Here is a 25431-nt window from a genome sequence, read left to right on the forward strand (position 1 = left end):
CGTCTCTCATGGCCACTGAAATCCTCGTTGACACCGGATTGCCCGCCGGTGACCGGCCGAACCGATTGTCGGGTCGCCTCGGCCCGGTGGCAATCGTGTTCATGGTCGTCGCCGCGGCCGCGCCATTGACCGTCGTCGCCGGCACCTTCCCGATCGGTATCTCCGCCGGCAATGGCGCGGCATATCCCGCGTCCTACCTGATCTGCACTGCGGTGCTGCTGCTGTTCGCGGTCGGCTTCACGGCGATGGCTCGGCACATTCCAGGCGCCGGCGCCTTCTATACCTACATCGCGCACGGCTTCGGCCGGCACGCCGGACTGGGCGCGGCCTTTCTCGCGCTGTTGTCCTACACCGCCGTTCAGGGCGGTGTCTACGGCTACATCGGCGCGGCGATCGACAGCCTGGTCAGCTCGCACGGTGGCCCCCACTTGCCGTGGTACCTGTACGGACTGCTGATGATGGTGCTGGTCGGCACGCTCGGTTACCGGCACATCGAATTGTCCGGCAAGGTGCTCGGGGTGCTACTCGTCTGTGAGGTCGGCATCGTCCTGGTGATCAACGCGGCGGTCATCGGACACGTTGGCGCACAAGGACTTTCCACCGCGGCATGGTCGCCGGCCAAGTTCTTCTCCGGCGCACCCGGCATCGCGCTGATCTTCGCGCTGGCCGGTTACATCGGATTCGAGGCCACCGCGGTGTTCCGCGACGAGGCCCGCGACCCGGTCCGCACGATCCCACGCGCGACCTACGCCGCCTTGCTGCTCATCGGTGGCTTCTACGCGCTGAGCAGCTGGGCGCTGGTCAGCGCCTGGGGCGACGCCGACGCCGTGCAGATGGCCACCGATCACCCCGAGGGCATGCTGACCGCCACCGCCACCCGCTACCTGGGCTCTGCGGCCGCCGACCTGGTTCAGATCTTCCTGATCACCAGCCTGTTCGCCGCGCTGCTGTCCTTCCACAACGTGCTGGCGCGGTACATCTTCTCGCTGGGCAACACCCGGGCCCTGCCCGAGCAGTGCGGCCGCTCGCACGTGCGGCACGACTCTCCGCACATCGCTTCGGTGGTGCAGACGTTGTCCGCACTGGTGCTGGTCGTGGTGTCGGTCGTGGCGGGCCTCGATCCGGTGACCCAAGTGTTCACCTGGTTCGTCGGCGCCGCCTCGGTGGGCATCGTGGTGCTGATGACGCTGACCTCGGCAGCCGTCGTCGTCTACTTCCGCCGCACCCGCCTGGACACTCGGCCGTGGCACACCGTCATCGCGCCCAGCCTGGGCTTCCTCGGCCTGGCGGTGCTATCGGTGATGACGGCGGTGAATCTGCCTCTGCTGGTTGGTGGTTCGGGCACCTTGGCCACCGTCATCGGCGCACTGCTGGTGAGCGCCTTCCTCGGCGGCATCGCGATCGCGATGCTGCGCCCACGTGCCGGACGACAAGACGAAAACACTGATATCGCAAAGGAGATCGCACGATGACTGCCACGATGGAACCCGATCACAAGACCGCCACCGCCGACCACCCGCTCACCCCACTGAACGCCGACGAGATCCGCACGGTACGCCGCATCGTCGATGCGCACGGCCTGCTGGGTGACGGTGTGCGGTTCGTGTTCATCGCCCTGGAAGAGCCGCACAAGAGTGAGGTGCTGGCCTTCATCCCCGGCGACGACATGGACCGCCGAGCCCGGGTGCTGCTGCTGAACCGGGCAACCGGCCAGGGTTTCGACCTGGTGGTGTCGGTGACGCAGGGTCGCGTGGTCACCGAGGTGACGATCGACAGCGCGTCCGAAGGCCACGTGCCGATCCTGGATCAGGAGTTCGAGGACATCGAGTCGTTCCTGCTCGACTGCCCCGAGTGGATCGAAGCCATGACGAAGCGCAACCTGAATCCCACTGACGTACGGGCGGTTCCGCTATCGGCCGGAGTGTTCGGCCACGAGGATGAAGTGGGCCGCCGGATCGTGCGGGTGCTGGCGTTCTACCAGTACGACGCGGCCGATCTGCCGTGGGCACACCCGATCGACGGGGTGGTCGCCTATGTCGACCTGACCCAGCGCACCGTGGTCAAAGTGATCGACGAGGTCGTGTTGCCGGTGCCGGCAGAACGCGGTGAATGGGACGCCGAACCGCACGCCGTCCCGCCCCGCACCGACCTCAAGCCGATCGAGATCACCCAGCCCGAAGGGGCGAGCTTCACCGTCGATGGCAACCAGATCACTTGGGCCGATTGGTCTTTTCGGTTCGGATTCGACGTTCGTGAGGGTCTCACCTTGCACCAGCTGTCGATCGACGGCCGGCCGGTGGTGTACCGCGCATCGATCGCCGAGATGGTGGTGCCCTATGCCGATCCATCGCCGGTTCGCTACTGGCAGAACTACTTCGATCAGGGTGAGTACTTGTTCGGCCGCTACACCAACTCGCTGGAACTGGGCTGCGACTGCCTGGGTGAGATCAAGTACTTCGACGTCACCATCGCCGACGAGGCCGGTAATCCGAAGCTGATGAAGAACGCGATCTGTATGCACGAGGAGGACTTCGGTGTGCTCTGGAAGCACACCGACATGTTCAACGGCATGGCCGAGGTCCGACGCTCGCGCCGCCTGGTGATTTCTTTCTTCCTCACCATCGGCAACTACGACTACGGCTTCTACTGGTACCTCTACCTCGACGGCACCATCGAGCTGGAAGCCAAGGCCACCGGCATCGTGTTCGCCTCGGCTTACCGTGGGCCGGAAGGTTTTTCCACCGAGATGGCCCCCGGCCTCGGTGCGCCGTTCCACCAGCACATGTTCTCCGCACGGTTGGACATGACGGTCGACGGGCTGACCAACACGGTCGAAGAGGTCGACGCCGTACCGGTACCGATGGGCCCGGAGAACCCGTGGGGCAACGCCTTCCGCCCGCAGAAGACCAAGCTGACCCACGAACTCGAGGGCATGCGCACCGCGGACAATCTCAAGGCCCGGGTCTGGCATATCACCAACCCGACCAAGCAGAACCGGCTCGGCCAGAACGTCGGCTACGCCCTGCACCCCGAGGGGCAGCCCACCCTGCTGGCCGACCCGTCGAGCTCCATCGCCAAGCGGGCCGCGTTTGCCACCAAGCACCTGTGGGTGACGAAATATGATCCGGCAGAACGTTATCCGGCAGGCCAGTTCGTCAACCAGCATCCAGGTGATGCCGGCCTGCCGACCTACGTCGCGCAGGACCGCAGCATCGAGGGTGAGGACATCGTGGTGTGGCACACCTTCGGTCTCACGCACTTTCCGCGGCCCGAGGACTGGCCCGTGATGCCGGTGGACTACGCGGGGTTCAAGCTCAAGCCGGTCAGTTTCTTCGACCGCAACCCGGCACTGAATGTGCCTGCGGCACCGAAGAAGTCGCACTGCTGCAACGGCTGAGCGGAAATAGGCTGCCGGGTCTGGTCGCCCCGATGACCAGACCCGGCTTTTCCGTTGCTCACCGGTTGGCCAGGCCCGAGAGCCGCCAGGCCAGCTGGTGCTGCAGCGCGGTGGTTCGCCCGGCCAATCCGACTACGGCATTGCGGATCGGCCGAACCGGTGCGGGCAACGTGGCCAGCCGGGTCAGCCGATCGGTCAGGGCCACGACCTGCTGTGCGAGTGGGCGCCGGGCGGCGCTGTATTCGTCGAGTGCGGCGTCGCGGCCAGTTTCCAGAACTGCGGTCAGAGCATCGCCCAGCGCCATGGCGTCCTGGATGCCCAGGTTCATGCCCTGACCGCCGGCCGGGCTGTGCACGTGGGCGGCATCGCCGGCCAGTAGTACCCGACCGGCCCGGTAGCGGTCGGCGACCCGATGATGGACCCGGAACCGGGATCCCCAAGCGACGTCGGTCACCGTCACCCGGCCCGGTCCGAATCCGCGGGTGTCGAGCATGTCCTGGATGAACGTCGAGGACGGTTGCTCGGGCGCGGTGTCGACCGGCGCGACGATCCGGTAGATGTCGCCGGGCAGCGGAGCCACCACGGTCATCCCGTTCGAGGCCCAGAACAGGATCACCTCGTCGTCGGTGACCTCGCCGGTGAGCCGGACGTCGGCCAGGGCGAACGACTCGCCATAGTCGCCACCGATGAATCCGATCCCCGCCTGATCCCGCACGGTGCTGTGCATGCCGTCGGCGCCGACGATGTACTGCGCCCGGATCTGCTCGCCGTCGTCGAACCGCGCGGTGACGCCGGTCGGGTCCTGGGTGATGCCGGTCAGCGTTTTCGGCCGGATCACCTCTCCGCCGAGTTCGGTCAGCCGTTCCAGCAGTAGTCGCTCGGTGGTGGACTGCGGCGCCATCAGGATGAACGGGTAGCGCGTCGGCAGCCAGCTGAAATCGACGGGGACCAGGATCCGGCGGCCATCGCGGACGGTGAACCGCGGTGCCTGAATTCCTTCTTTGAGCAGTCGCCTCGACACGTCGAGATCCTCGAGCACCTCCAGGGTGCGGGCGCTGACGGCCGCAGCGCGTGAGGTGTTGGCACCGGCGGTCAGGCGGTCGACCACGGTGGCGTGAACGTTGCGGTCCTGCAGGGTGGCTGCCAGCGCGAGTCCGGTCGGGCCGGCTCCGACGATCAGCACATCAGTGTCAGTCATCTGCTACTTCTTCCGTCAATGCCAACGCTTGTTGGCATAACCATGGTCGCTCGCGCCAGGGCCAAAGTCAACAGTTGTTGGCCTACACTTGTTGGCATGCGTAGATCGTCGGAAGAGACCAAGGCGGTGATCCTGGCGGCGGCCCGGGAACGGTTCGCCGAAAGCGGCTATCAGGCCGCGACGATCCGGGCCATCGCCGCGGACGCCAATATCGATCCGTCCATGGTCATGCGCTACTTCGGCAGCAAGGACCAGCTGTTCGCGGCTGCGGCCGAATTCGACCTACAGTTCCCCGACCTGTCGGACGTGCCCCGGCCAGAGCTGGGTGCGGCGCTGGTCGCGGCATTTCTACGGCGCTGGACCCAGGACGAGGGCCTGATCGTGCTGTTGCGTTCAGCGACCACGAACGACGAGGCGGCCGAACGCATGCGCGGAATCTTCGCCGCACAGTTGCTCCCGGCAATCGCCCGGCTGAATGCGGCTGACGCCGACCGATGCGCAGGCCTGATCGGTACGCAGATGCTCGGCATGGCGCTGTGCCGATTCGTGCTCAAGCTTCCGCCGGTCGTCGAGATGACCGACGACGAACTGGTCCGGTGGCTCGGGCCGACCCTGCAGCGGTATGTCGACGGGTCCTGAGTCGCCCGGGGATCAAGCCTCGATCTCGCCTGCCACCCGGCGCTCGATCGCGGCGCGGGTGACGGCGGGTAGTGCGATCAGTCCGCCGAGTTCGCGGCGGGCCTTGTCGTAGGCGCTCTGCCGCTCACCGGGGGTCGCCGACGGGTCGGCAGCTACCCGCAGCAGGTGCTGCGCGCGCGCCAACCGGGCCTGGTCATCGGCGGAGAAGTCACTGCGCCGACGACGGATGGCGTCGGCCTCCGCGACGTCGAACGCCGAGGCGTACTCGTGCACCGCGTCGCGGTATTCGAGTTGGGCATCGCGATCGCCGACCAGGTCGTCGGGCGAGGAGGGACGCAGTAGCTCGGCCCGGCTCTTGGCCTTGTGGAAGCTGACGGTGAGCGGGTCGCGCAGGTCGGTCATGGCCGGGAAGTCCAGCAGTTTGGCCACGTCCATCTCGTAGCTCATCCAACGAGCGTCTGTATCTGCATGATGCGCAAGCACTTTGGTGATGGTGCGGCGTTCGGTTCCGGCGTCGGTACGGCCCCGGCCGGCGGCTTCGGCCACCGCGACCTTGGTCTGCTGCTTGATGCGGTACCGCTCGAGGCGCCGTTCTGCGCGACGCTCGCTGGCGATCGTGACCGTCCGCACGGCGCCACCGATCATGCCGCCGAGCGGAAAGATGAGCCACCAGAAATGCATGACCATTTCCACCTTGTCCAGCATGCCACCGACTCGCGTCAGTCGGGCAGTCCGATTCGTCGATACCGGGCCAGCCGCGCATCCAGTCGTGCCGAGGCGGGAACCGTGCGCAGTTGGCGGAGCTCGTCCGCGATCGCCCCTGACATCCGGCCGATGAACTCCACCGGATTGTCCGCGGCATCGGGGGATTCGGGCACGATCGCGTCCACGATCCCGGCACGCAACAGATCCGCGGACCGAATGCCCTGGGCCGCGGCGAGTTCAGGAGCGTGCGCGGTATCGCGGTAGACGATCGCGCTGGCGCCTTCGGGAGGCAGCGGAGCCAGCCAGCCGTGTTCGGCGGCCAGCACCCGGTCGGCCGGCACCATGGCCAGCGCAGGGCCACCACTGCCCTGACCCAGCAGCACCGACACCGTCGGGGTGTCCAGGGTGACCAGTTCAGCCAGACACCGGGCGATCTGGACGGCCAGCCCGTCCTCTTCGGCCTCTCGGGACAGGGCCGGCCCTGCGGTGTCGATCACCAGCACCAGGGGCAGTTGCAGCCCGGCGGCCAGGGCCAGGCCGCGGCGGGCTTCGCGTAGCGCCCGTGGTCCGACCAGCCCGCCGGCCACCCGACGCTGGCCGACGACGACAGCGGGCTGTCCGCCGAATCGAGCCAGCGCCAGCAGCGTCGTCCCCGATTCGCCACGCCCGGTTCCGGACAGCAGCACCCGGTCGGTGGCGCCGTGCTCCAAGAGCGAATCCACGCCCGGCCGGTCCGGCCGCCTCGACGCCAGCACCGAATCCCACGCCGGGGTGTCGGCGCGCGGTGTATCGCTGACCGTGACGGACCGTGCCGAAGTCGCCGCCGGCGGGTCGGTGAGCACCGTGAGCACGCGGTCCAGGACGCCGCGCAGCGACGACAGCGGCACCACCCCGTCGATCACGCCGTGGGCGAACAGGTTCTCCGCGGTCTGGACGCCGGCCGGAAACTTCTCGCCGTACAGCTGTTCGTACACGCGCGGCCCGAGGAATCCGATCAGCGCACCCGGCTCGGCGGCGGTGAGGTGGCCCAGCGACCCCCAGGAGGCGAACACCCCGCCTGTGGTCGGATGTCGCAGATAGACCAGATACGGCAGGTGAGCCTGCTTGTGCAGTTCGACCGCGGCGGCGATCTTCACCATCTGCAGGAACGCGACTGTGCCCTCCTGCATCCGGGTGCCACCGGAACTGGGTGAGGCCAGCAGAGGCAAACGTTCGGCGGTGGCGCGCTGCACCGCCGCGGTGATGCGCTCGGCAGCGGCCACCCCGATCGAGCCGGCCAGGAAATCGAACTCGCAGGCCACGACGGCCACTCGCCGCCCGAACACCGTGCCCTCGCCAGTGCGGATGGATTCGTCGAGCCCGGTGCGGTCGGCTGCAACGGCCAGCTCAGCGCGATATTCGTCGGTCGCCGCCACATCCAACGGTGGCCCGTCCCAGCTAACCAGTGACCCGTTGTCCAGGATGGCCTCGAACCACTGCCCGGCACGCCCCATTCGGCAAGCGTATATAGGCTGGCCGCATGATTGGTGTGACCCGGGACGGCAACGTCCTCACCCTGGAAATGCAGCGACCCGAGCGCCGCAACGCGCTGAACGGCGCACTCGTCGACGGCGTACGCGAAGAGATCGAGAAGGCCTCGGGCTCCGATATCCGCGCCATCGTGCTGACCGGCGCGGGCACCGTGTTCAGCGCAGGTGCAGACCTGTCCGACGCCGAGGGCGTCGCCAAGGAACTGCCGGACAAGGCCTTGGCGTTGAACCTGGCGATCGACGCCAGCCCGGTGCCGATCATCGCGGCGCTCAACGGCCCCGCCATCGGCGCCGGCGTCATCATGGCCATGATCTGCGACTTGCGAGTCGCCGCTCCCGGTGCCTACTTCCAATTCCCGATCGCCAAATACGGCTTGGCCCTGGATAACTGGAGCATTCGCCGGTTGACGTCGTTGGTCGGCCACGGCCGGGCCCGCGGCATGTTGCTCGCTGCCGAGCGGCTCGATCTGGAGACTGCCGTGCAGACCGGCCTGGTCAACCGCACCGGAACCCTGGCCGACGCGCAGGCCTGGGCTGCCGAGATCGCCGGGTATGCACCGCTGTCCCTCGCCCACTCCAAGCGCGTGCTCAATGACGACGGCGCCTACGACACCGTGCGTGGCGAACACACCCGAATGTTCAACAAGGCGTGGGCCAGTCCGGACGTGATCGAGGCGCAGGTCGCGCGGTTCGAGAAGCGGCCACCGAGGTTCCTGGGAATCTGATGCTGGGTCCAGCGTTGCGGTTGATGGGTGGGACGGCAGCCCTGGTGGCCGGCGGCTGGGTGCTGCGAGCGCTCAACGGGACGCCGGCTGCGCTCGGTGCCAGTCCGATGGACGTCGCGGCGGCGGCCGGTACGTCACCGAACTACCGAGACGGCACGTTCGTCAACCTGGAACCCCCGTCCGGGACGGCGCTGAACCGGGATCAGCAGGCCGGGCTGCTGCGGGACCTGGTGCTCGGAGGCTCCACGCAGAAACCGGCGGTGCCGATTCCCCTGGTGGTTCCGGACGCCGGGGTGTTGACCGCTGATTTGGCGGTCACCTGGTACGGCCATTCGTCCGCGGTCATCGAAGTCGACGGTTACCGGATTCTGGCCGACCCGGTGTGGAGCCAGCGGTGCTCGCCGTCGCGGACTGTCGGCCCGCAGCGGCTGCATCCGGTGCCGGCGCCGCTGGATGCACTGCCCGCGATCGACGCGGTGATCATCAGCCATGACCACTACGACCACCTGGACATCGACACGATTGTTCAACTGGCGCGGTCTCAGCGAGCCAAGTTCTTTGTGCCACTTGGTATTGGAGCGCATCTGAGGTCCTGGGGAGTGCCGGCCGAGCGGGTTGTCGAGCTGGACTGGTTCGAGAGTGCGAAGCTGGGCGAGCTGACTCTGGTGTGCACGCCCGCGCGCCATTTCTCTGGGCGGTTCCTGACCCGCGACACCACGTTGTGGGCGTCATGGGCATTGATCGGTCCGCGGCACCGGGCGTTCTTCGGGGGCGACACCGGCTATACCAAGAGCTTCGCCGACATTGGCGCCGACTATGGGCCGTTCGATCTGACCCTCATGCCGATCGGTGCCTACCACCCGGGCTGGCCGGACATTCACATGAACCCGGAGTTCGCGGTGCGTGCGCATCGCGATGTCACCGACCGCGGTCTGCTGGTGCCGATCCACTGGGCGACGTTCCGATTGGCCCCGCACCCGTGGGCCGAGCCGGTCGAGCGGCTGCTTGCTGCGGCGCGGGCCGAGTCGGTCAGTGTGGCGGTGCCCAAGCCGGGGCAGCGGCTGGAACCGGCGAGCCTGCCGGCGCTGGACGACTGGTGGCGGCCATGATGGTGTCGTTCTCCTGATATTCCGGGACTGTGGCCATTGCACTGAGGGCGGTGAACTGTGGTTGTCGACGACCCTGAACGCACTACGGGGGTAGCAGGGCTCACCGACGCCGAGGTGGCGCAGCGCGTGCAGGCCGGCCAGACCAACGACGTACCGAGCCGGGCGGCCCGCAGCGTCCAGGACATCATCCGGGCCAATGTGTTCACCCGGATCAACGCGATCCTGGGTGCGCTGCTGCTGATCGTGTTGGCCACCGGATCATTGATCAACGGACTGTTCGGGCTGCTGATCGTCGCCAACAGTGGCATCGGCATCATCCAGGAACTGCGGGCCAAGCAGACGCTGGACAAGCTGGCCATCGTTGGTCAGGCAAAACCGTTGGTACGCAGGCGTTCTGGTACCCAGGCCCGGCCGCCCAGCGAGGTGGTGCTCGACGACGTCATCGAACTCGGCGCCGGTGACCAGATCGTGGTGGATGGAACGATCATGGAAGCCGCCAGCCTCGAGGTCGACGAGTCGCTGCTCACCGGCGAAGCCGACCCGATCGACAAGAACCCCGGTGACGTCGTGATGTCGGGGAGCTTCGTGGTGGCCGGCACCGGTGCCTACCGCGCCACGAAGGTGGGCCGTGAGGCCTACGCAGCCCAATTGGCCGACGAGGCAAGCAAATTCACGTTGGTCAAGTCCGAGTTGCGCAGCGGCATCGACGCCATCTTGCGGTTCATCACCTATCTGTTGTGGCCGGCCGGTGCGCTGATCATCTACACGCAGTTGTTCACCACCACCGGCGTGGGTTGGCGGGAGTCCGTGCTGCGCACCGTCGGCGCATTGGTGCCGATGGTGCCCGAGGGCTTGGTCCTGATGACCTCGCTGGCCTTCGCGGTCGGTGTGGTTCGGCTGGGCCGGCGTCAATGCCTGGTGCAGGAATTGCCCGCCATCGAGGGTCTGGCCCGGGTCGACGTAGTGTGCGCCGACAAGACCGGCACGTTGACCGAAAACGGCATGCGCGTGGCTGATCTGAGTACTTTCACCGCCGATGACGCGGCGTCGGTGCTGGCCCAGATGGCTGCCGACGACGCCCGGCCGAACGCCAGCATGGCCGCGATCTCCGAGGCTTACAAGTTGCCGCCGGGCTGGACGCAGACCGCCAACGCACCCTTCAAGTCGGCCACGAAGTGGAGCGGTGTGTCCTACGGCGAGCATGGCAACTGGTTGCTCGGTGCGCCCGATGTGCTGCTGGACCCCGGCTCACCGGAAGCCGAACAGGCCGAACAGCTTGGCGCGCAAGGTCTACGGGTGCTCCTGCTCGGGTCGTCGGACCGATCGGTGGATGCCCCCGATGCGCCCGGCGCGGTGACTCCGGTGGCGTTGGTGACGCTGGAGCAGCGGGTCCGGCCGGACGCCGCCGAGACGTTGGAATATTTTGCACAGCAGCAGGTCTCGGTCAAGGTGATCTCCGGAGACAACGCGGTGTCGGTGGGCGCGGTGGCCGGGTCACTGGGATTGCACGGCGAGACGTTGGATGCCCGCGAGCTGCCGGACGAGCCCGAGCGCCTGGCCGAAACGGTCAGCGAATACACCACTTTCGGCCGGGTCCGGCCTGATCAGAAGCGCGCGATGGTGCACGCGCTGCAGTCTCGCGGGCACACCGTCGCGATGACCGGTGACGGCGTCAACGACGTGCTGGCGCTCAAGGATGCCGATATCGGCGTGGCGATGGGTGCGGGCAGCTCCGCGGCCCGGGCCGTTGCGCAGATCGTGTTGCTGGACAACAAGTTCGCCACCCTGCCCTATGTGGTCGGGGAGGGGCGTCGGGTGATCGGCAACATCGAGCGGGTGTCGAGTTTGTTCCTGACCAAAACGGTGTACTCCGTGCTGCTGGCCATCTTCGTCGGGCTGGCCGGTCTGTCGTCCAAGCTGCTGCACACCGCACCGGTGTTGTACCCGTTCCAGCCCATCCACGTCACCATCGCCGCCTGGTTCACCATCGGGATTCCGGCGTTCGTCCTGTCACTGGCACCGAACAACGAACGCGCACACCGAGGTTTCGTGCGTCGGGTGATGACGGCGGCGCTACCCTCCGGGTGCGTGGTCGGAACTGCGACGTTTGTCATGTATCTGGTGGCTTACCAGGGCAAGTACGCCAGTGATGCTCAGCAGAACCAGGCTTCGACTGCGGCGTTGATCACGTTGCTGGTATCGGCGGTATGGGTGTTGGCCGTGGTGGCCCGGCCGTATCAGTGGTGGCGGGTGGCGCTGGTCGCGGGCTCGGCGTTGGCCTATGTGGTGATTTTTTCGATTCCGTGGGCGCAGCAACAATTCATGCTGGACCCGTCGAACCTGCCGCTGACCTCGGCCGCCGTCGGGATTGGCCTGGTCGGTGCGGGTGCGATCGAGGTGCTGTGGTGGCTGCAGGGCAGATGGTTGAGGGAGCCTCGGCGGTTGTGGCGAACCGACGTGCAGTGAACAATGAGCGCAATCGGCTACAGATAGGGTGGGAAACATGGGATTTCTGGACAAGGTCAAAGATTTGGCGGCGCAGAACGCCGACGCTGTGAACTCGGCGATCGAGAAGGTCGGCGACATCGTCGACGAGAAGACCGACGGCAAGTTCAAGGGCGTCGTCGACAACGCCCAGGAAGCCGCCAAGAAGGCGGTCGAGGGGAATCACGAGCAGTAATACATGGCCAAGCTTTCAAGTTCCATCGAAGTACCGCTGTCGCCCGAAAAGGCTTGGGAGGCAGCATCGAATCTCTCCCGATACGACGAGTGGCTGTCGATTCACCGGTTCTGGCGCAGCGGGTTGCCGGAGAACCTGGAGAAGGGCACCAAGATCTCGTCCATCGTTGAGGTCAAGGGCATGCTCAACCGGGTGAACTGGACCATCGTCCATTTCAACCCGCCAGAGTCGTTGACGCTCAACGGGGACGGCAAGGGTGGCGTCAAGGTCAAACTGATCGCCAAGATCAAGCCGGCCGGTGATGGTTCGTTGGTGTCGTTCGACATTCATCTGGGCGGAGCAGCCTTGTTCGGTCCGATCGGCATGGTGGTCGCCGCGGCATTGCGCAGCGATATCGCGCAGTCATTGGAGAAGTTCAAGGCGGTGTTCGCGCCGGCTTGAGAATCGGCGATGAGTTTTCGACGGGGTGGTTGTCTACATGGATGACCACCCCGTCACTCTTTTAGGGAGAACACCATGGCAACTCGTACCGCCACCCCGCTCGGAGCCCCGGTCTGGGTCGACCTGGGCACCTCCGACATCGCTGGCGCGCAGGCGTTTTACTCCACCGTATTCGGCTGGACCCTGGAAAGCCCTGGGCCCGACTACGGCGGCTATATCAATGCCCAGCGCGACGGCCGTTACGTCGGCGGCATGATGGCCAATGACCCGGAGTGGAACGCCCCGGACGCCTGGACTGTCTACCTGCACACCGCTGACATCCACGCCACTGTGGCGGCGGCCGTGGCAGCCGGTGCCACCAACTGTGTCCCGCCGATGGAAGTGCCCGACAAGGGTTGGATGGCCATCCTGACCGACCCGACCGGCGCGCCGATCGGACTGTGGCAACCGACGGGGCACGTTGGTTTCGAGGCCTATGGCGAGGCCGGGACGCCGGTCTGGTTCCAGTTGACCACCACCGATTTCGCGGCCGCGACTGCCTTCTATACCTCGGTGTTCGGCTGGCAGCTTCAGGTCGAAGCCGACTCCGACGAGTTCCGTTACAGCAACGCCATTTTCGACGGAATCCCGTTGATCGGGGTGATGGACGGCTCGGTGCTCCCCGGGTTGGAGCGTTCCACGTGGAACTGCTTTTGGGGTAGCGACGACGTCGACAAGACCATCGAGGTGATCACCTCTGGCGGTGGTTCGGTGGTGCGTGCTGCCGAGGACACCCCGTACGGCAGGCTGGCTGCGGTCACCGATGCGACCGGCGCGGCGTTCAACCTGTCGTCGTACCAGGCGTGACGTCCGCGGCACGCTGACCGGTGAGCAGTGTCTTGAGTAGCTCGCGGTACGGGCCTACCAGATAGGCGGTATCGCCCGCGGCGAGTTTGGTATCGCGCCTGGGGTGCAGATGGGTTGGCGTGCCGACCCGGGTGATCGCGATGACGCGGGTCTGGGTCGGCATGTCCGCCATGCGCATGCCGTCCAGCCCGCTGCCGGCGTCGACGTGGACGCCGCCCACGGTGAACGACTGTTGGCCCACCGAGAAGGTGCCGAGCACCTGCAGGCCCATCGCTGCACCGATGAACCAGGGTGCGGCCAACTCGACGGTGGAGCGCACATTGCCGAACCCGAATCGTTGAGCGACCGCGGTGCCGAGAGTTCTGTCGTAGATGCGCAGCACCAGCGGCACATCTGGCCGGTCGATCTCCGGAAGCACTCTGGGACTGAGCATCTCGCGCAGCACGATGCCGGTTTCGATGTTGATCATGTCGTCTGGCGTCAGCACCGCGATCGCACGGGCCTCGTCCAAATGGGCCAATTCCAGGGTCTGGCGCAGGGTGGCGTCGCCGAAGATCACCGGCACGTCGAGTTGTGCGGCCTGCGATAGGTACCGGTTCGACTCGTCGCGTTCGATGACGGCGACGTCATAGCCGGCGGCGGTGAGGTCGTTGACCACCCGGATGCCGAACGATCCGAGGCCCACGACGATGACGTGATTGCGCAGATGCTGAACTTGCCGGCGCCCGGCTGATCGTCTCAGGCGGCGGGAGACCAATGTATCGGCGACGAATGCGACCAGGACTGCGGTGGTGGTGACGCCGGCGAACATCAATCCGATACCCCACAGCCGCAACCAGGTCGGCTGTTGCAGGAAGCTGAAGTCGCCGTAACCGACCGTCGCGATCGTCTCGGTGGAGAAGTACAGCGCATCGATCCAGCTCATGCCGTGCGGATTGTGGTACGCGAAGCGCAGCAGGACCGTCGAACCCACCAACAGCGACGCCGAGGTTCCGAGTGCCCACCAGAAGGCCGGGTTGATGTCGTCGCGGGTGATACGCAGTGTGTCGATCACGCGCCGGAACCATGGCCGGTGCGTTCGGCTGGTCAGCGGGCGCGGCACTGAGATGCCGGCGGCGGTCAGTTCTTCCGCAGTACCGATCATCGCGGTCCAGTCGCCGTGGTGGACTTCAAAGTCCCTTCCGGGACAAGGAATCACATCACCGGCGTGCTCTGACTTCTCGCCGCGGACCACGGCGACTGGCGCCAGGTCGCCGAACATCTTGCGCAAGGTGGAATCCTGCGGCGCGTCGGTGCCGGAGATGACGAAGTCGACGCCGGCGACGGAAATGGTGTGGGTGGTGCGGGCCAGGCAGGCCTCGACCACCGACGGCGCAGCCAGATCGGCGACGTCGAGGACCGCGCCCGGCCCGTTGCCAAGCGCGACGGCTTCGCGCAGGACACCGTTGGCCAGGCGCGTCACCACCCGAACAGTAGAACTGAATTGTCTTGCCAGTAGGGCAATTTCGAGATTGACCGCATCGTCATCGCCGGCACACACGATGGCGCTGGCGCTGGTGATGATGGCCGCCTTGAGTCCCGCGGGTTCGTGGATCGACACCACGGTTGCGCCGGCTGCCTGAAGCCCTTCGGTGATCCGGCCGGCCAACGCATCCGTGCCACAGACGACGACGTGTCCCTCCATGCGCGCAACGTTATTGGCTGGTGGCGGTCAGTGCGAAGTCGGCGAAATCGAACCCCGGCACCACGATGCAGCTGACCAGGGTGGGTTCCTGATCACGAGGACGGGCACGCTGCCAATGGCCAGGTGGGACGAGGAGCTGCGGCTGCTCACCGGCGGCGATATCGGCGCCCAGGAGCAGGGTGTCCGCGGTGGACTGCTCTGGCCCCACCTCTAATTCCAGCGGGCTGCCTCGGTGAAAGAGCCAAAGTTCGGCGCTGCGCACCGTGTGCCAAGCCGACTGTTGACCTGGCATCAGCAGAAACAGGATCGCCGTTCCGGCGTTGCGTGGACCGGTGTAGCCGGGCGGCAGCGCCGCGTCGGGGATGGTCAGGTCGCTGCGCCAGGTTTCGCGGTACCAGCCGCCCTCGGGGTGCGGGGACAGATCCAGTTGCCGGGCCCAATCAGGAAGATCTGTCATGGCAGTCAAGGCTACGACTGGTCCGGGGTGGTTGCGCGGCGGAAACGGTCGTGGCGCTCAGGTGGTGATCCGGTGTGTCGATACCCTCATGGGCATGCAACGGTTGCGTCCCGCCTGGATCGTCGCGTTCTGTGCGACGGTGCTGCTGGTCAGCGCCTGGCTGCCGTGGCTGTCGAGCTCCGCTGGGCGAGCCAACGCCATCGGCGGCAAGGTCGGGAGCATCACCGTTCCGCCGCATGGTTTCGGTGTCGGGCAGTCGATGGTGCTGCTGTCGTCCTGTTTGTTCGTGGCCGCGGCGATGGCGGCACGCAGATTGTCAGCGCGCATTGCTTCCACTGCGGCGCTTGCCATTTCGGTGCTGTCTATGGTGCTCGAGACGTGGTACTACCGGCTGTACGTGCACGGTTCGGTGACCGCGGGTTACGGGTTCTATGTTGGTATCTCGGTGACTGGCCTGGCAGTGGTGTTGTCGGTGCTGGCAATGGTGGTGGCGTGGTCGGAGGGTCGTTGATGGGTTTTGTTGAGCCGGTGACACTGACTGGGACGCGCTGGGTTTCGCTGGAGCCGCTGTCCGCAGACCATGTGCCTGAGATAGCCGAGGCCGCCTCCGATGGTGATCCGGGTCGGCTGTGGTTCACTTTTGCGCCGTCGCCGTCGACGGCTGCTGACTGGGTTTCCGCTCGGCTGGCTGCGCAGTCCCCGGACACCGGGCTGACATTTGTGGTGCGCTCGTTGGACGGTCGTGTCGTTGGCTCGTCGAGCTATCTGAATGTCGACGGACGCAACCGGCGGCTGGAGATCGGCTACACCTGGTATGTCGGATCGGCGCGACGGACCGGGGTGAACACCGAGGCCAAGCTGCTGTTGTTGCGGCACGCGTTTGAGGCGTTGGGCTGTATAGCGGTGGAGTTTCGGACACACTTCTTCAATTCCCACAGCCGGGCAGCCATCGAGCGGGTGGGCGCCAAGCTCGACGGGGTGTTGCGGTCGCACCAGCTGGCGGCTGACGGTTCGCGGCGGGACACCGTGGTGTATTCGATCCTGGATATCGAATGGCCCGCGGTGCGGAACAACCTGGAGTTTCGGCTCGATCGGTAGGCTGCGGCGGGCTCGGTGAAGTCTTCGCTGAGATTGGCCTGTTCCGTTCGACCTGCCACGGAATCAATGGTGTGTGCGGCGATTTCAGTTGTCGCCTCGCGCCCGCGAATGCCCCATTACGACCGCAATTGGCGCCGGTTGCCCGTCGATTGCTCGGGTACGCTCACTAATTGGGGTTTTTGAATGGGGGTTGGTGATGCCCAGTGACGACTGATCCGCTGCGCGTGGACCCGGAAGCGTTGACCTGGGATCCCGCGAATGTGGTCGTACCGGATGTGCCCGCGGTGCCGCCGGGTGCTGATCCGATGAGCACGATGGTGTCCGCGTTTTTGCCGACGTTGCCCGCGGACCTGAACAGCAAGGTCGCGGCCACGCAGGCGGCGGAGCAACAGTTCGTAGACAGTCTCACGGCGGCCAAGGGGAACTACCAGAACTCCGATGACGCCGGGCAGCAGTCGATCCAACAAGCGAGCGCGCGCAACGACGCTGCCTACGCGCCGGCGGCCAGTGCTTCGTCCGGTGGTGCGCAGGGCGCCGGGGGACAGTCGAGCCAATTTGGCCAATTGATGAGCACGGCCATGCAAGCCGCCGGCCAAGTGGTGCAGATGCCGATGCAGGCTGCGCAGATGGCCGGATCAATTCCACAGACGGCGATGCAGATCGCGCAGCAGGTCGGGCAGCTCGGTGGCGGCGCCGACAAGGGCGCCTCCGACAAGGGCGCCGATGCAAGCGGTGCGTCACCCAACGGTGGTGGTGCACCAGATGCGCAGGCCTCCAACGCCTCCGACCATGACCAGGCCCGCGACGCAGCACGGGAGCAGAACCAGCACGAGCGCGACGAGAAGCGCGATCATCCAGACACCAGCGGGGGAGACAAGGTCGGTTCGGGTCGTCATGCGACCGAGCGGGCGCCGGTCGAGCTGAGCCCGCACAGCCCGGTATCGACGGGGCCGGGGCGGCACGCGGCCGATCGCGCTGTGGATATGTAGGGGCGGACGGAACCGATGGATGTTCGTGAACAGCGCTACGTGTTGGAGGACCATCTGTGACGCAACCACCGCAGCCGGGACCGTGGGGAGTTCAACCGCCGGGTCCACAACCCGGTGATTGGCAGTCAGGCCAGCCTGGGCAGGTGCCGTCGTGGAATCCGCAGCAGCCGTGGCCGGCTCCGGTTCCGCCGCCCAACCGTGGACCCTGGAAATGGATTTTGGGTGGTGTCGCCCTCGTTGCGGTGATTGCCGTGACCGCGGTTGTCGCGGTGTCGTTTGACCGCAGCAGTGGTGCGAATAACGGCAATGGATCAGCAAGTGCGAAGCCGAGCCCTTCGGGTTCGACGTCCGATATCGCGAGCGCGAACGACACTGGGCCGGTAGGGATCATTACCGAGGATCCGTCGTGTGCGCCGTGGGAGCCAATCAACAACACGCTCGCGGCCGTTGAACGTAATGGATGGGGTGATCGCAACCCGGCGATTGCGGCGGCAGACTGGACTCCAGAGTTGCGCGCCCAATATCTGGCGGTTGCACAAGCGATGAAGAACGCGGCCGAGCAGACAATTCCATTGATCAAACTGACCACACATCGAGTAGTGCGGGAACTGTACGATCAGTTTATCTATTATGCGCGAGCCTATGCTGAAAGCATCCCCAATTATGTTGCCAGCAATAACAACTTCGCCCAGGCGGCAGTCAGTGCACATGGAATTGTTTCTGATATTTGTGACGCTATAACATCGGGCTCTGCGGCAGCGCGAGGGCCGCTGGTGCCTCCTGTCGATACTCCGAGCCAAACAGCGCCTGTGGGCGATCCCTCGAATCCTGTCGGGCTGATGTCCACGCCAGATCCAATATGCCAAGACTTGGAAACTGCGGTACGCAACTTTCTTGCCGACTTAATATTCAAGGATTGGATTCAGACAAATTCAGACCTGGCTGCCAGCCAGTGGCCGCCGCAGCAGCTTGAGCTCAGCAAGGCGGTTGGGCCAATTATTACCGATATCGCAAACAAGGTAGAAGAAATCGGCAACAGGAGTCCGAACCCGATTGTTCAGGATTTTCTGACCTTATCAGCTCAGTACTACCGGGCGTACGTCATAACCCTCCCGACGTATATGCCGAGTGACAAACCTCTCTATTTTGTTGGTCAATATACGCCGGGGCTGGTGAGGTCTGCATGCGGACTAGCGCCCACGAATTGAGCGAGAAAATATCGTTGCGTAGAGCGGACGGTCCTGAGCGATGACAATACAGCCCGATGACAGCAAGTATGGTGGTCAAACGGTTATCGGTCCTGCTTGGCCCCATGTTGATGAGGATGTAATTGCTCGCAGCGGGCAGCAGTTCGAGAAGTTGGCCAGTCATTTACGTACTGAGGTAATTCCGGATGTGCGCAAGCAGATGATGCAATTGTCTGATCGCTGGGACGGAGGCGGAGCGCGGTCGGCAGTGCAGAATGCAAGCGCTATCGCTGACATGTTTGAGGACGACGCGTCCGCCGTGGATGCAGTTGCGAAGAAGCTTCGTCGTATTGAATTCGTCGTCGCCTTCGCCAAGGCCGTTGCCAATCGCACCGCAGAAAACGTTCAGAAAGATTGTGAAGCAATTGACAATGATGAGAATTTAACCGATAAAGAAAAGGATTCGAAACGCAGTAGTCGCATTGCGGACGGTCTTCGTGAAAATTCCGACGACGTGGCGAAGCTAACGGCTTCGCTTGCTGGTGATATCGGGGTGGCTCTTGGCACGCCAGGAGTCGATGGTTTGGTGCCACCGCCGGCACCGTCCCCACAAGACCCATCAAACGTGACCGGAGCACCGGGGGCTCCGTCCGCGTGGGGTGGCGGGTCTGGTTATAAGCCGAGCGGCTGGGCTCAGCGGCCAGCGTCTAATGGAGGTCCAGGTGCCGGGTCTGGTAACGGCGGATCGTCGCTGGCGGTCAGCGGCACTGGGTTCAAGCCGAGTGGGAAGGACGTGCGACCGGCGAACAATGTTGCCGGACCACAGGCGACGTCATCACCTACAGTCTCGAACGGTCGTGGTTCACCGGGCGTGACGTCATCGCCGGCAGCGGCCCCTAGCACGGGGCCGTCTTCAGGCAGCGCAAGTGGTGGCGGGGGAGGTTCGTCAGCCTCAGGCGGGGGAGCAGGTGGCTCGGGACCACTTCAAGGCGGGAGTGGACAACCGCCTCAAGGTGCGGGCGGTCAGCCTGCGAGCCCAGCCGGACAGCAGCAGCCGGGCGGTCCCGGCGGCACCGGCACCAGCAAGGGTCAGTTTCCGTCGAACCTGCAGCAGTCGCTGCAGGCGGCAGCGACGGCCGCGTCGAACGCGATTCCAACCAATGCGGCCCCACCTGCGGCAGCCGAGTCGGCTGCGCCGGCAGCTGCCCACACGGCCGGCGCTACTTCCCCGACTGGTGCCGGCGGCGGCATGGCTCCCGTGAGCACCGCGGCTAGTGCAGGTCCTGTCGGTGGTGCGCCAGCGGCCCCTCCGTCGATGCCGCTCGGTCCGCCACCGACGCCGACTCCGGCTGCCCCGGCTGCCAGTGCGCCAGCCGGCGCCGGCGGAGGTGTGGGTCCGGGCGTGGCACCGGCGTCGACCAACAACAACCAGCAGGCTGCGGCAGCGCCGATTCCGGTGACCGCGGCCCGCGCCGAGCGCGATGCGATGGCCAACGCAGTGGCGGCAAATTCGATGCGCACCAATGCCGGTGCCAACGGTGGCGTCATGGGCCAGCTGGCGCGGCGAATCGCGGCGGCCTTGCATGCCCCACCCTCGGTCCCCGCCGCTGCGTTCGAATTCGTCTGGGCGGTCGGGTTGACCACCGATGACGACATCGTCGTAGCGAACCCGTACGGCATCGGGTTCATCCCGGATGGCGTGAGTCTGCCGGAACAGGCGATCCTGGTCAGTGCCGACGATGCGATCCCTGCGCGAGAGCGTGGAACCTGGGTCGGCTTGCCCTATTTGGCGCTGCAGGGTTGGGCCCACTTCCACGGCAAGTCGCTCAAGATGATCTTCGGCACCGAAACGGAACTCAAGGGCTTTGATGTCGGTGCGGCGAAGGATGTGCTGCAGCCTGATGACATCCCCGAAAATGGCACCATGCAGGGTCGCGGTCGCCTGCAGGTGATTTCGGCTGCCGCAGCCGCCGCGCTCGACGGTGTCTCGGATATCGAATTGGCTTCGGTGCTGCCGCCGCGACCGGTGCAGGACGTCGTTCCCGATGAAGAGTCGGCGCAGAAGCTGTGGATGGAGATGCTCAAGCCGCTGATGCGCACCATCGGCTCCAATGCTGGTGGCGAGCACCTCAAGCGGTTCATCGAATACGCCGTGTATCGGCAACAGGCTGCGTTGTATCGGGCTTACACGGCGCCCTATGTAGTCGCTCAGCGCGAGGCGATCTCCGAATGGATCTACTGGCAGCACGTTACGGTGATCATCGCCGATGCGCTCAATTCTGAACTCGTGTAACGAAATACAGAGCTCAGGTGCCGCCCAGTTCGACGTCTCGCGCGAGGCTCGCGGCTGCGCTCGGAAATTGTGCGCCAATCGCCTGAATATATCGACGCATTCGGTGTAGTTTGCTGCACACGTCTCGTAGAGGCGTTAGGCCTTGGCCTATATGTGATCCGAGCCGTCGAAGGGCTTCGCTCGCGGGATTGGGGGACCGATGTATACGACGAGTGCTGGTGCCCTGCGCGCCGGTCGCATCGGCGTGATCGCCGCCGCGTTGATGGTATGCGCCGAATTGGCGGCTGCCGTGCCGGCGCATGCCGATCCCTTGGCCACGGTCAAAGTGCGTACCCAACGGATGGCTGATGCGAATCCCGGTGCTGCACAGGATGGTTGGTACAACATCGGTGATCAGCTGACTCTGGTCTGCTGGAAGCGTGGTCAACCGGTGAAAGGGGACGACCTCTGGTATCGGGCGTCGGACAGCCACTATGTCGCGGCCGTCGATATTCAGACGGGCGCAGGGAAGCCGGTCGGCGCCGACTGCGGTGCAGGCACACCGGCTGCCGACGTCAGCTCGGGACGGACGATGGGCGCCCGCCGTGCGTCGAACTCGGGCGCCCCCGGGCAATGCACGTGGGGCGCATTGCAGAAGTGGTTCGAGAATTCCGGTTACTACCCGGATATCACCGGCGATGCGAAAGATTGGGCCGACTCCGCACGGGCTCATGGTTGGACTGTGGTGAACGGGGCTCAGGACCGTTCGATCGTGGTGTTCACGCCGGGGCTGGCGGGCGTCGACGTGAACGGCCATTCAGCGTGGGTGAATTCGGTATCGCAGCGACCAGATGGCTTGTGGATCAACATCACCGAGATGAACAACGCATCATATGGCGGCGTTGGCGCGTGGTGGACACGAGATGTCAAGGACGAGCCGGGGATGAGCTACATCCTGATGCCTTGAGTACGGCGGCGGACACAGCTAGTCGACGCCCGTGCCGTGCCACCGTTTGACGTCCGGTACCGCAACGTCGAGCAGATCGAGTGCGCGGCCTACGGTTTGGTTGACGACATCGTCGAGCGTCTGTGGAACGGCGTAGAACGCAGGGACCGGTGGCATGATGACGGCGCCGTTGCGCGTCGCTCGCGCCATCAACTCGATGTGCCCTGCATGCAGGGGAGTCTCGCGCAGCAGCAGCACCACCCGGCGGCGTTCCTTGAGGCAGACGTCGGCGGCGCGCACAACCAGAGATTCGTTGTAGGAGTGCGCAATTCCGCTGAGCGTCTTGATCGAGCACGGCGCGATCAGCATGCCGGCGGTGATGAACGAACCCGACGATACAGGCGCCCCGATGTCCCGCGGGCTGTGTAGCTGATCGGCGAGCTCGCGTACGTACTCCAATGTGTACGGCGTCTCGTGGGCGATGGTTCGATGCGCCGAGGTGGTGATGATGGCGTGGGTTTCCACGTCGGCGACACCGCGCAGCAACTCCAACGCACGGATGCCATAGATGGCCCCCGACGCGCCGGTGATCGCTACGATCATTCGCTTCACATGGTCCCCACTCTGACGGCCACTGCCGTGATCGTAGCCAGCGCCGCGTCTTCGTCACCTGCCAATGGCCGGTCCGACTGTGCCCGCACAACCAACATGAGCGCCGCAGTGATCTGCGCGGCGGGGTCGTCGGTTCTGGATTCGCCCGAGGGCACCAGGGCATCCAGCTCATCGAGCTCGATCAGCTCGGCCCGGATCTCCAGTGCCTTGAGCTGCTCGCGCAATTCGGAGGTGACCTCATTCGGCGCGGGCGGCGGCCCAGACTTGAGCCGCCGTCGTACCCCGCGCAGCGGCCGGACCACCTCGACCTGCCACTGGCCAACCCGCTCGGCGGCAGCAGCAAGCTTGTCTGTCGTCAACGGGCCGGCGCTGCCGACGCGCGCAGCGAACAGCAGCAGGTTCACGTTGAGACCGAACCGGTCTTGCAATAGGACGCACGCCTGCGCGACTCCGTCACCGCGGTGCACTTGCAACGCAAAATCTGGTAACTGCACGGTGACCAATTGTGCTGTTCGGTGGCCCTGCCTGCCTAGTCGTAGTAGATAGTTATTTGCCACGAGAAAAGGAAGGTCGCGCTCCATGCCCTTCGACGACTTCCGATCCTTCCTCACCGCGCTGCGCGACTAAGGGCAGCTCATCGAAGTCGACCGGCCGGTGGCTCTCGAACTGGAAGTCGCCAAGGCCATGCGCAAAAGCGCCGCGACGGGCGGGCCGGCCATCGTGTTCAACAACAACGGGACCGCGTTCCCACTGGTCGGCGGCATCTACAACTCACGTGCCAAGGCGCTGCTGGCCTACGGCTGCACCGAGGAGAACGCCTTCGACGACATCGTGCAGCGACTGAGTACCAGGATTCCGCCGACGTACGTCGATGACGGACCGGTGCACGAGAACGTGATACTCGGTGACGACATCGACCTGTCGATACTTCCGGTGCCCAAATACAGCCCGGACGACGGCGGCGCGTACATCACGCCCGGCTTCGTCGTCAGCCACGACCCGGAGACCGGTGTGCCGGATATCGGGCACTATCGCTGCGAGATCATCGACAACAAGACGATGACGCTGATGGCTATCCCGAACCATCGCTTCGCCAAGAACCAGGCCAAGGCACGACAGATGGGGCACAAGACTTTTCGCGCATCGCTGGTGATCGGTGTCGACCCGATGATCGCCTACTCGTGCCCGATCCAAGTACCCGAGGACACCAACGACTGGGAAGTCGTTGGCGGGATGCGCGGCGCTGCCGTGGAGCTGGTGAAATGCCGCACCAACGACGTATCGGTTCCAGCTCACGCCGAGGTGGTCATCGAGTTCGAGGTCGACTTCACTGAAACTGTCACCGAAGGCCCGCTCGGCGAATACACCGGCTACTACACGCCGGCATCGCCGAAGCCGCTCGTCCGGCCAACCGCGATCACCCACCGCAATGGCGCATATTTCCAGGCGCTGCTGACCGGTCGACCGACCACGGAAAACCATATCCTCAAACAACTTTCGTTCGAGGCGTCGTTCTTCGACATGATGCGCCAGCAGTTCCCGACGATCGAGAAGGTGTCGATCCCGGCGTCCGGTGGCGTGTACTTCCGGGTGGTGATCGCCATGCGCCCACGCTTCGCCGGCGAGGCCCGCAGTGTGATCCTGGCGGCCATGGGCAGCAATCTGCGCCCGAAACAGGTCGTCGTGGTGGACACCGACATCGACGTGCACGACTCCGAACAAGTCGAGTGGGCCATGGCATTTCGAACCCAACCGGCGCGCGATGTGATCATCGTGGACAGCCTGCCGGGGGGACCGCTCGACCCGACGGCCGACGAGTCCTTGCCACAGGATCAGCGCACCGGATCGGCGATCGGCACCGACGCGACGTATCCCTACGGCACCGTGGTCAAGAAGGTGGGCGACGTGTGCGGCCCGGCACTGGAGGAACACGGCGGACGCGTCGTCGAGGTGGCCGACGTTCCCGGGTGGCGAGAATACGACTTTCCCGAACTGGAAAGCCGCACCGATGGCGGACATCAATCATGAGATCGCCATCGCTGCAACGCCCGCGAAGGTCTAAGACGCCCTGACCGCTCTTCCAACGCGATCAAGTGCATATGCCGACAAATAAGCAAATCGGTCAACCTTTTTGGCCGCTACACCGTGTTACTGGTATGAGCATCATCCAGTTCCACCGCCGGCCTTCCGCCGAGCCGACCTTCGTGGTGGTCGACCGTCTGCACGGCCGGCGTGCGGTCGCGGTGCCGGGAGAACAGGTCGCGGCCACCGTGTCGGCTTGGCTGGCTGAACTGGATGTCGACAGCCCGTTGATCGACGAGCTGGCGCTGGCCGTGCAGCGTCAGGACTGGCCGGCTGTGTATGCCCTCGGCGAGCGATTGTCCGTGGAGGTCATGGTCGCCTAGGTCAAGCATTGTCCAACAACATCATTCGCCACTGCACCCTGAGCTGGCGGGGCAGCTGCTAGCGTCATTGCTCGATGAGCAGTCCAAACGGCTTCACGATCGTGGTGATGGACAGGGCCACCGCGTCCGTCATGGCGCAGATCCTGCCGGTGCTGCTGCTGACTCTCGTCGTTGAGCTACGACGTAGCGCGCTGCATCGCCGGATCTCTCGCGTGATGTTCGGTGCCTTCTTCTTGGCGTTCGGGGTCGTTGAGACCGTGCTGGTCCTGTCGATCGACGGGGAGCTGTACCCGTTTCAGTGGGGCGATCTGCTTTCTGCGCTCGCCATCTTCTCGGTGCTCACGATGATCTTCGTTATCTCATTGATCGACCCAGACAGTTAGCAGACGAACGCATTTTCGCAGGTAGAGAGTGCCCCTGTTCAACGTCGGTTGATGCTTGACCGATCTACTCCGGTTGATCCTTGACACTGGTTGTTGTGTTTTAGGGCTGTGCGCTGGTGCGCAAGGCCC

Annotated in this window: 25 protein-coding genes; 18 read left to right on the forward strand and 7 right to left on the reverse strand. The window is 65.0% G+C overall.

Annotation, left to right across the window (positions count from 1 at the left end):
* Positions 1 to 8 precede the first annotated feature (8 nt).
* Both ABIA30_RS16135 and ABIA30_RS16140 read left to right on the forward strand, forming a co-directional pair.
* Positions 9 to 1472: an APC family permease gene (locus ABIA30_RS16135; RefSeq protein ID WP_370067050.1), complete on the forward strand. Its 1464-nt coding sequence runs from the start codon at positions 9 to 11 to the stop codon at positions 1470 to 1472.
* Positions 1469 to 3397 carry a primary-amine oxidase gene (locus tag ABIA30_RS16140; protein WP_370067052.1) on the forward strand — a complete coding sequence of 643 codons (1929 nt, stop codon included), beginning with the start codon at positions 1469 to 1471 and terminating at the stop codon, positions 3395 to 3397. Before ABIA30_RS16135 ends, ABIA30_RS16140 begins: the two co-directional genes overlap by 4 nt.
* Positions 3398 to 3455: 58 nt before the next feature.
* Here the strand turns inward: ABIA30_RS16140 and ABIA30_RS16145 are convergent, their stop codons facing one another.
* Positions 3456 to 4595: an FAD-dependent monooxygenase gene (locus tag ABIA30_RS16145; protein ID WP_370067054.1), complete on the reverse strand. Its 1140-nt coding sequence runs from the start codon at positions 4593 to 4595 to the stop codon at positions 3456 to 3458.
* Between the two features lie 96 nt (positions 4596 to 4691).
* On the opposite strand from ABIA30_RS16145, the gene ABIA30_RS16150 reads away from it, so the two are divergent.
* Positions 4692 to 5234 carry a TetR family transcriptional regulator gene (locus tag ABIA30_RS16150; RefSeq protein ID WP_370067056.1) on the forward strand — a complete coding sequence of 181 codons (543 nt, stop codon included), beginning with the start codon at positions 4692 to 4694 and terminating at the stop codon, positions 5232 to 5234.
* Positions 5235 to 5246: 12 nt separating this feature from the next.
* Here ABIA30_RS16150 and ABIA30_RS16155 read toward each other — a convergent pair whose 3' ends face one another.
* Together ABIA30_RS16155 and ABIA30_RS16160 are read right to left on the reverse strand one after the other, a co-directional pair.
* The gene (locus ABIA30_RS16155; RefSeq protein ID WP_370067058.1) at positions 5247 to 5939 is read right to left on the reverse strand and encodes a hypothetical protein; all 693 of its coding nucleotides are present in this window, start codon (positions 5937 to 5939) and stop codon (positions 5247 to 5249) included.
* A 14-nt stretch (positions 5940 to 5953) separates the two neighbouring features.
* A complete protein-coding gene (locus ABIA30_RS16160; protein ID WP_370067060.1) occupies positions 5954 to 7432 on the reverse strand; it encodes a carboxyl transferase domain-containing protein in 1479 nt (492 codons plus the stop codon).
* A 26-nt stretch (positions 7433 to 7458) separates the two neighbouring features.
* On the opposite strand from ABIA30_RS16160, the gene ABIA30_RS16165 reads away from it, so the two are divergent.
* The 6 genes from ABIA30_RS16165 (at position 7459) to ABIA30_RS16190 (ending at position 13269) form a co-directional block, all read left to right on the forward strand.
* On the forward strand, positions 7459 to 8193 hold the full coding sequence (locus tag ABIA30_RS16165; protein WP_370067062.1) for an enoyl-CoA hydratase: 735 nt from the start codon (positions 7459 to 7461) through the stop codon (positions 8191 to 8193).
* Positions 8193 to 9302, forward strand: coding sequence for an MBL fold metallo-hydrolase (locus ABIA30_RS16170; RefSeq protein WP_370067064.1), 1110 nt, complete (start codon positions 8193 to 8195; stop codon positions 9300 to 9302). The genes ABIA30_RS16165 and ABIA30_RS16170 overlap by 1 nt, the downstream gene beginning before the upstream one ends.
* Before the next feature lie 57 nt (positions 9303 to 9359).
* Positions 9360 to 11768: a cation-translocating P-type ATPase gene (locus ABIA30_RS16175; RefSeq protein ID WP_370067066.1), complete on the forward strand. Its 2409-nt coding sequence runs from the start codon at positions 9360 to 9362 to the stop codon at positions 11766 to 11768.
* Between the two features lie 37 nt (positions 11769 to 11805).
* Positions 11806 to 11982, forward strand: coding sequence for an antitoxin (locus ABIA30_RS16180; RefSeq protein ID WP_370067068.1), 177 nt, complete (start codon positions 11806 to 11808; stop codon positions 11980 to 11982).
* Between the two features lie 3 nt (positions 11983 to 11985).
* The gene (locus ABIA30_RS16185) at positions 11986 to 12423 is read left to right on the forward strand and encodes an SRPBCC family protein (protein WP_370067070.1); all 438 of its coding nucleotides are present in this window, start codon (positions 11986 to 11988) and stop codon (positions 12421 to 12423) included.
* A gap of 75 nt (positions 12424 to 12498) precedes the next feature.
* Positions 12499 to 13269, forward strand: a complete 771-nt coding sequence (locus ABIA30_RS16190) for a VOC family protein (RefSeq protein WP_370067072.1) — start codon at positions 12499 to 12501, stop codon at positions 13267 to 13269.
* Here the strand turns inward: ABIA30_RS16190 and ABIA30_RS16195 are convergent.
* Complete coding sequence (locus ABIA30_RS16195) at positions 13244 to 14953, reverse strand: NAD-binding protein (RefSeq protein WP_370067074.1); 1710 nt, start codon at positions 14951 to 14953, stop codon at positions 13244 to 13246. The genes ABIA30_RS16190 and ABIA30_RS16195 overlap by 26 nt on opposite strands.
* A 10-nt stretch (positions 14954 to 14963) precedes the next feature.
* Complete coding sequence (locus ABIA30_RS16200) at positions 14964 to 15410, reverse strand: cupin domain-containing protein (RefSeq protein WP_370067076.1); 447 nt, start codon at positions 15408 to 15410, stop codon at positions 14964 to 14966.
* Between ABIA30_RS16200 and ABIA30_RS16205 the strand changes: the two genes are divergently transcribed.
* The 6 genes from ABIA30_RS16205 to ABIA30_RS16230 all read left to right on the forward strand — a co-directional run bounded on the left by ABIA30_RS16205 (position 15409) and on the right by ABIA30_RS16230 (position 21923).
* Positions 15409 to 15921 (forward strand): hypothetical protein, encoded by a 513-nt coding sequence (locus ABIA30_RS16205; protein ID WP_370067078.1) that lies wholly within the window; start codon positions 15409 to 15411, stop codon positions 15919 to 15921. The genes ABIA30_RS16200 and ABIA30_RS16205 overlap by 2 nt on opposite strands.
* Positions 15918 to 16508 (forward strand): GNAT family N-acetyltransferase, encoded by a 591-nt coding sequence (locus tag ABIA30_RS16210; protein WP_370067142.1) that lies wholly within the window; start codon positions 15918 to 15920, stop codon positions 16506 to 16508. Before ABIA30_RS16205 ends, ABIA30_RS16210 begins: the two co-directional genes overlap by 4 nt.
* Before the next feature lie 203 nt (positions 16509 to 16711).
* The gene (locus ABIA30_RS16215) at positions 16712 to 17497 is read left to right on the forward strand and encodes a PE domain-containing protein (RefSeq protein WP_370067080.1); all 786 of its coding nucleotides are present in this window, start codon (positions 16712 to 16714) and stop codon (positions 17495 to 17497) included.
* A 143-nt stretch (positions 17498 to 17640) separates the two neighbouring features.
* Positions 17641 to 18705 carry a hypothetical protein gene (locus ABIA30_RS16220; protein WP_370067082.1) on the forward strand — a complete coding sequence of 355 codons (1065 nt, stop codon included), beginning with the start codon at positions 17641 to 17643 and terminating at the stop codon, positions 18703 to 18705.
* A 1381-nt stretch (positions 18706 to 20086) separates the two neighbouring features.
* Positions 20087 to 20977 carry a secretion protein EccK gene (locus ABIA30_RS16225; RefSeq protein WP_370067084.1) on the forward strand — a complete coding sequence of 297 codons (891 nt, stop codon included), beginning with the start codon at positions 20087 to 20089 and terminating at the stop codon, positions 20975 to 20977.
* A gap of 244 nt (positions 20978 to 21221) precedes the next feature.
* Entirely contained in the window at positions 21222 to 21923 is a 702-nt protein-coding gene (locus ABIA30_RS16230) for a CHAP domain-containing protein (protein ID WP_370067086.1), read from the forward strand.
* Between the two features lie 18 nt (positions 21924 to 21941).
* Here the strand turns inward: ABIA30_RS16230 and ABIA30_RS16235 are convergent, their stop codons facing one another.
* Positions 21942 to 22505 carry a UbiX family flavin prenyltransferase gene (locus tag ABIA30_RS16235; RefSeq protein WP_370067088.1) on the reverse strand — a complete coding sequence of 188 codons (564 nt, stop codon included), beginning with the start codon at positions 22503 to 22505 and terminating at the stop codon, positions 21942 to 21944.
* 5 nt (positions 22506 to 22510) lie between these two features.
* A complete protein-coding gene (locus tag ABIA30_RS16240; protein WP_370067090.1) occupies positions 22511 to 23008 on the reverse strand; it encodes a TIGR02444 family protein in 498 nt (165 codons plus the stop codon).
* Positions 23009 to 23150: 142 nt separating this feature from the next.
* Here ABIA30_RS16240 and ABIA30_RS16245 point away from each other — a divergent pair, with 142 nt between their 5' ends.
* From ABIA30_RS16245 to ABIA30_RS16255, 3 genes are all read left to right on the forward strand, one after another.
* Positions 23151 to 24542 carry a UbiD family decarboxylase gene (locus ABIA30_RS16245; RefSeq protein ID WP_370067143.1) on the forward strand — a complete coding sequence of 464 codons (1392 nt, stop codon included), beginning with the start codon at positions 23151 to 23153 and terminating at the stop codon, positions 24540 to 24542.
* A gap of 128 nt (positions 24543 to 24670) precedes the next feature.
* On the forward strand, positions 24671 to 24919 hold the full coding sequence (locus ABIA30_RS16250; protein ID WP_370067092.1) for a hypothetical protein: 249 nt from the start codon (positions 24671 to 24673) through the stop codon (positions 24917 to 24919).
* 74 nt (positions 24920 to 24993) lie between these two features.
* Positions 24994 to 25302, forward strand: a complete 309-nt coding sequence (locus ABIA30_RS16255) for a hypothetical protein (protein ID WP_370067094.1) — start codon at positions 24994 to 24996, stop codon at positions 25300 to 25302.
* Positions 25303 to 25431 lie beyond the last annotated feature (129 nt).

Origin of the sequence: Mycobacterium sp. MAA66, assembly GCF_041261665.1 — a bacterium.
In the GTDB taxonomy this organism is placed as follows: Bacteria; Actinomycetota; Actinomycetes; order Mycobacteriales; family Mycobacteriaceae; genus Mycobacterium.

Bases quoted from the DNA above. Each gene is read 5' to 3' on its own strand.
- ABIA30_RS16250 (WP_370067092.1), top strand. From the start codon at position 24,671: ATGAGCATCATCCAGTTCCACCGCCGGCCTTCCGCCGAGCCGACCTTC.
- ABIA30_RS16200 (WP_370067076.1), bottom strand. From the start codon at position 15,410: ATGACAGATCTTCCTGATTGGGCCCGGCAACTGGATCTGTCCCCGCAC.
- ABIA30_RS16140 (WP_370067052.1), top strand. From the start codon at position 1,469: ATGACTGCCACGATGGAACCCGATCACAAGACCGCCACCGCCGACCAC.
- ABIA30_RS16135 (WP_370067050.1), top strand. From the start codon at position 9: ATGGCCACTGAAATCCTCGTTGACACCGGATTGCCCGCCGGTGACCGG.
- ABIA30_RS16170 (WP_370067064.1), top strand. From the start codon at position 8,193: ATGCTGGGTCCAGCGTTGCGGTTGATGGGTGGGACGGCAGCCCTGGTG.
- ABIA30_RS16235 (WP_370067088.1), bottom strand. From the start codon at position 22,505: ATGATCGTAGCGATCACCGGCGCGTCGGGGGCCATCTATGGCATCCGT.
- ABIA30_RS16190 (WP_370067072.1), top strand. From the start codon at position 12,499: ATGGCAACTCGTACCGCCACCCCGCTCGGAGCCCCGGTCTGGGTCGAC.
- ABIA30_RS16205 (WP_370067078.1), top strand. From the start codon at position 15,409: ATGGCAGTCAAGGCTACGACTGGTCCGGGGTGGTTGCGCGGCGGAAAC.
- ABIA30_RS16195 (WP_370067074.1), bottom strand. From the start codon at position 14,953: ATGGAGGGACACGTCGTCGTCTGTGGCACGGATGCGTTGGCCGGCCGG.
- ABIA30_RS16165 (WP_370067062.1), top strand. From the start codon at position 7,459: ATGATTGGTGTGACCCGGGACGGCAACGTCCTCACCCTGGAAATGCAG.
- ABIA30_RS16160 (WP_370067060.1), bottom strand. From the start codon at position 7,432: ATGGGGCGTGCCGGGCAGTGGTTCGAGGCCATCCTGGACAACGGGTCA.
- ABIA30_RS16155 (WP_370067058.1), bottom strand. From the start codon at position 5,939: ATGCTGGACAAGGTGGAAATGGTCATGCATTTCTGGTGGCTCATCTTT.
- ABIA30_RS16185 (WP_370067070.1), top strand. From the start codon at position 11,986: ATGGCCAAGCTTTCAAGTTCCATCGAAGTACCGCTGTCGCCCGAAAAG.
- ABIA30_RS16180 (WP_370067068.1), top strand. From the start codon at position 11,806: ATGGGATTTCTGGACAAGGTCAAAGATTTGGCGGCGCAGAACGCCGAC.
- ABIA30_RS16150 (WP_370067056.1), top strand. From the start codon at position 4,692: ATGCGTAGATCGTCGGAAGAGACCAAGGCGGTGATCCTGGCGGCGGCC.
- ABIA30_RS16145 (WP_370067054.1), bottom strand. From the start codon at position 4,595: ATGACTGACACTGATGTGCTGATCGTCGGAGCCGGCCCGACCGGACTC.
- ABIA30_RS16255 (WP_370067094.1), top strand. From the start codon at position 24,994: ATGAGCAGTCCAAACGGCTTCACGATCGTGGTGATGGACAGGGCCACC.